Origin of the sequence: Kitasatospora sp. NPDC093806 (assembly GCF_040683335.1) — a bacterium.
GTDB lineage: Bacteria > Actinomycetota > Actinomycetes > Streptomycetales > Streptomycetaceae > Kitasatospora.
On the sequence record NZ_JBFBDO010000217.1, the window covers coordinates 1 to 4,687 of the forward strand.

Genomic DNA, 4,687 nt, shown 5'->3' on the forward strand with positions numbered 1-4,687 from the left:
ATTGGTGCTTCTCCCCCGGCGCCACCACCAGTTGTTCTCCACCCCGGGGTGGGCCCCGCCGGGGGCGGGGGGCGGCCCCCGGCGGCGCCCCCGTCTCGGTCGTGCCCGTGCCACCGGTCAGCGGGGCTCGTCGGCGGTGGTCGTCAGCAGTGCTCCACCCAGCGGTGGGAGCGGGGTCGGACGGAGGGGGCGAGGTCGGCCCGGGTCTCGACCGGCAGACAGGCCAGGAAGCCGGCCAGACCGGGCTGTTCGAAGTACTCGACGTCCTTCTTCGAGGCGCCCATGTCGGGCCCGTACCCGTTGTTGAAGATCGAGCGCGGTGGCTTCCGGGCCATCCAGGGACAGGAGATCTCGCCGTCCAGCCAGTCGTTGTCGCCGTCGATCCAGGAGCAGATCTCGCCCCGGCCGCCGGGCGCGGAGAACAGGCAGACCGCGCCCCGGATGCACCGCTCGTAGTTCTCGGCCTCCGCCTGCGGACTGAGGCCGAGCCAGAGCGCGGCGCCGCCGCCGGCCGTCACCACCGCGACCGTGCCGGCCAGCAGGCGGAGGGACCGCCACCGGCGTCGGCGCGCCGTCCGGCCGGGCGCCGTCTCCTCCTCGGCCACGGCCTCTTCGACGGCCTCGTCACGGTCCGCCCGGGCGCGCCGGAGCAGCGTGGCGGCGTCGTGCGGGGCCCGCTGCTCGTGGGTCGGCGCGAGGCAGTCGGTGACGATCCGCTGCCAGGCGGGCGTCAGCCGCGGGGAGAGCCGGAGCTCCTCCCGCCCGCCCGCGTAGCGCGCGGCGGCCTCGCGCCGGGCGGCGGGCGTGGCGCCGGGGAACGGCGCCGAGCCGGTCAGGACGAGGTGGGCGAGCAGCCCGAACGCCCAGACGTCGGTGCTGGGCCGGGTGCGGATGCCGCGCTCCCCGACGTCGGACCAGAACAGCTCCGGTGGCGCGTAGTCGGGCGTGCTGAAGGCGGGGGAGTAGGCGTGGGTGTCCTCCAGTTGGGCGGAGAGGTTGAAGTCGGCGAGCCGCACCGTGCCGTCGGCCATCAGCAGCACGTTGCCGGGTTTGAGGTCGCCGTGCACCCAGCCGGCCCGGTGCAGTTGGTGCAGCCCCTCCAGGACGCCGAGCAGCAGGGTGGCGGCGTGCCGGGGTTCCGGACGGCCCGCGGCGAGCAGGGCGTCCAGCGAGCGTTCGGCGCGCTCCAGGACGAGGACGGTGGCGCCGTCGAGTTCGGGCCGCCCGGGGTCGTCGACGGTCAGGACCTCGTGCAGCCGGATCAGCCGCGGGGAGCTCAGGGTGCGCAGCAGGGCGATCTCGCGGTCGGCGAGTTCGCGCAGGTGGCGCAGCTGGCGGGGGGTGCGGGTGCCGGTGGGCAGGAACTTGAGCGCGGCGTCGGCGCCGTCGGCGGCCCGGGCGGCGTACACGCTGCCGAACCCGCCCGCGCCCAGCGCCGCGCCGACCTCCCAGCGGCCGACCCGGTAGCCGGGCGGCACGCTGACCGCCCCGCGCGCCGGGGGCGCGGGGACCTCGTCCTCCGGACCGGTCACCGGCCCGTCCTCTCGGTGGCGGGGGCGGCGAGGGCGGCCAGGTGTTCCTCGCGGACCAGGTCGAAGCGGAGCGCCAGCGAGACCAGGGCGTCCTTCTTGCCGTTGAGGCGGAAGCCCGGGCCCTCCGGTTCGGCGGCGACGGTGTCGGCGGCGGCCCGGAGGCGGAGTTTGACGGCGAGGTAGCCGATGTTCCACTGCACCGCCGCCCGGTTGACCTCGGGCCAGATCGGCCGCAGCCGGGCGACCACCTGCTCGACGGTGGGCAGCGGGGCGTGCGGCCGGCCGCGCAGCCGGGGTTCGCAGAGGGCGGTCAGGACGAGGAAGTAGCGCTTGCCCCGGTCGAGCGGGAAGGCCACTACGGTGGGTTCGCCGGGTGCGCCGTCCGCGTCCTCCGGGTCGCCGGTACAGGTCGTGCCGCCGGGTCCGGTCTCGACGTACTCGTGGCGCGGGGCCCAGACGTCGAGGCCGAGCAGGTCGCCGCCGGCGGGCAGGACGATCCGGGAGAACTCGAACGGGACGGGGGCCTCGACCCGTCCGGGCGCGATCTTGATGTGTTCGCCCGCGCCCTCCGGGTTCTCGACCACGTAGGTGCTGGATCTGCTGAAGTTGCTGAGGGACCAGAAGGTGCCGACGCAGGTGATCTCCCCGGCGCTGCGGGAGACGCCGGTGTGCGGGAGCAGGAGGTGCCGACGGTGGTCGGCGGGGGCGCTGCGGCCGAAGTGGAGCGTCTCGCCGGGCGCCAGCCGGATCTGGGCGGACGGGTCGGCGGACGTCGGGACCACGATGATACTGTACATGACACAATACCTACTCCCGCCGGGCCGGGAGTAGGTAGGTGTCGGTGAAACCGGTGCGGGGAGGGTCAGTTCACCCTAGGGTCTTCCCGGGCCGGCACTCCCCGGGTCAGCACTCCCCGCGCCACTCGATCCGGTCGACGGTCCGTCCGTCCGCCGGCAGGTTGCCCCGGCCCTCGGTCCAGCCGTAGTGCAGGCACTGGCTCCCGCCCTCCCGGAAGTACACCTGGACGTGGTCGTAACCCGGTTGCGGGTTGCCGTTGTTGAAGAACGAGCGGCGCAGTCCGCAGGTGCTGTTCGGCACGTCGACGTCGGTGCGGCAGACGGTGCCGGTGCCGTCCGGGCCGGTGTAGAAGCAGACCCAGCCCGCCGGGCAGTCCTGCCACCCGGCGGGGGTGCCGCCGGGGCAGTTGCGGCTGGTCACGCTCGGCCACTCCCGGGCGACGCCGCTGTACTCGACGCCGTCGAATCGGGCCGGGACCCGGTGGCTCTCGTCGGTGAAGTCGCCGCCCCCGGCCAGGTAGCGCTGCTCGTAATGCAGGTGCGACCACTGCGAGTTGCCGGTGCTGCCGATCCGCCCGAGCTGCGTGGCCGGAGTCACCGGATCGCCCTTTCGCACGTACGCGGCCGGGTCGTCCTTGAGGTGGTAGTAGGCGGTGAACCAGCCGTTGCCGTGGTCGACCTGGATGGTGTTGCCGGACCCGTTGTTCCAGTAGGTGGCCGACACCGTCCCGGCCGCCGAGGCCAGCACGGGCAGGCCGTCGGAGCCGGTGTTGTGCTCGACCACCAGGTCCAGCGCGGGGTTGTGCCCCCAGGTGTCCAACTGCCAGGTGGTGCCGCAGGGGAACGGCAGCTGGAACAGCGGCCGGGCGTCCGCTGCGGCCCGCCCCGCCGCGGCCCGTCCTGTCGCGGCCCGTTCCGCCGTCGCCGCCCCCGCCGGCAGCCCGCCGGCGACCAGTGCCAGTACCGCGAGCAGCACCGGCAGCAGCACCGTGCGCAGCCGGCGCCGGTAGGTCGCTCTCTCCATCGTCCTTCGCCCCCTGTCCGAACCGGGACGGTCCTCCGACCGCCCACCCCGCCCATCCTCGGTCCCGCCCCCGCCCCGGCGGCACCTCACACCTGTGAGGGTCCCGCCCGCCCGGGAAGGTCCCGCCGCAGCTCGTCCGCGTGATCGGATGACGGGGGCGCGGCGGTCTGCGTAGACTCGGTCGCCCTGTGCCCGGACGAGTCCAGGAGCCCTCACCATGACCTCGCCCTCCCTCAGCATCAGCGCCGGTCCCACCGCCGTGCCGTTGCTGGACCACACGATCGGCGCCGCCCTCGACCGGGCCGTGGCCGCCTTCCCGGACCGGGAGGCGCTGGTGGACCTGCCGAGCGGGCAGCGCTGGACGTACCGCGAGCTGGCGGCGGAGGTCGACCGGCTCGCGCTCGGGCTGCTCGGGCTCGGGGTCGAGGCCGGCGACCGGGTCGGGATCTGGGCGCCGAACTGCCCGGAGTGGGTGTTCGTGCAGTACGCCACCGCGCGGATCGGGGCGGTCCTGGTGACCGTCAACCCGGGCTACCGGGCGCACGAGGTCGAGTACGTGCTGCGGCAGTCGGGGATCCGGACGATCGTCGCGGCGCCGAGCTTCAAGACCTCCGACTACGCCGCGATGCTCGCCGAGGCGGGCCCGCGCTGTCCCGGGCTGCGGGACGTGCTGCTGATCGGCTCGCCCGGCTGGCGGGAACTGCTGACGGCGGGTGAGCACGGCGACCCGGCGCGGCTGGAGGCGATCGGGGCGGGCCTGAGCCCCCGTGATCCGATCAACATCCAGTACACCTCGGGCACCACCGGGTTCCCGAAGGGCGCCACCCTCTCCCACCACAACATCCTCAACAACGGCTACTTCGTCGGCGAGCTGTGCGGCTACACCGAGGCGGACCGGATCTGCGTGCCCGTCCCGCTGTACCACTGCTTCGGCATGGTGATGGGCGACCTGGCGGCGCTCTCGCACGGCGCCTGCGTGGTGCTCCCGGCCCCGGCCTTCGACGCCGCGGCCACCCTCCGCGCGGTCGCCGCCGAACGCTGCACCTCGCTCTACGGGGTGCCGACCATGTTCATCGCCGAGCTCAACGACCCGGACTTCGCCGGGTACGACCTGTCCAGCCTGCGCACCGGCATCATGGCCGGCTCGCCCTGCCCGACCGAGGTGATGCGGCAGGTCGTCGACCGGATGGGCATGCGCGACGTGTCGATCTGCTACGGGATGACCGAGACCTCCCCGGTGTCCACCCAGACCCGCGCCGAGGACCCGCTGGAGCGGCGGGTGTCCACCGTCGGCCGGGTCGGCCCGCACCTGGAGGTCAAGGTCGCGGACCCGG

At 74.3% G+C, this 4,687-nt stretch carries 4 protein-coding genes; 1 reads left to right on the top strand and 3 read right to left on the bottom strand.

Annotated elements, in window-relative coordinates:
• Nucleotides 1-143: 143 nt before the first annotated feature.
• The 3 genes from AB0N76_RS39205 to AB0N76_RS39215 form a co-directional block, all read right to left on the bottom strand.
• Nucleotides 144-1,532: a protein kinase gene (locus tag AB0N76_RS39205; protein WP_363565638.1), complete on the bottom strand. Its 1,389-nt coding sequence runs from the start codon at nt 1,530-1,532 to the stop codon at nt 144-146.
• On the bottom strand, nt 1,529-2,329 hold the full coding sequence (locus AB0N76_RS39210; RefSeq protein WP_363565639.1) for an FHA domain-containing protein: 801 nt from the start codon (nt 2,327-2,329) through the stop codon (nt 1,529-1,531). Before AB0N76_RS39210 ends, AB0N76_RS39205 begins: the two co-directional genes overlap by 4 nt.
• 106 nt (nt 2,330-2,435) lie before the next feature.
• Nucleotides 2,436-3,353 carry a peptidoglycan DD-metalloendopeptidase family protein gene (locus AB0N76_RS39215; RefSeq protein ID WP_363565640.1) on the bottom strand — a complete coding sequence of 306 codons (918 nt, stop codon included), beginning with the start codon at nt 3,351-3,353 and terminating at the stop codon, nt 2,436-2,438.
• A 217-nt stretch (nt 3,354-3,570) separates the two neighbouring features.
• On the opposite strand from AB0N76_RS39215, the gene AB0N76_RS39220 reads away from it, so the two are divergent.
• Nucleotides 3,571-4,687, top strand: a 1,117-nt coding sequence (locus tag AB0N76_RS39220; RefSeq protein WP_363565641.1) for an AMP-binding protein, incomplete at its 3' end; no start/stop codon positions are given.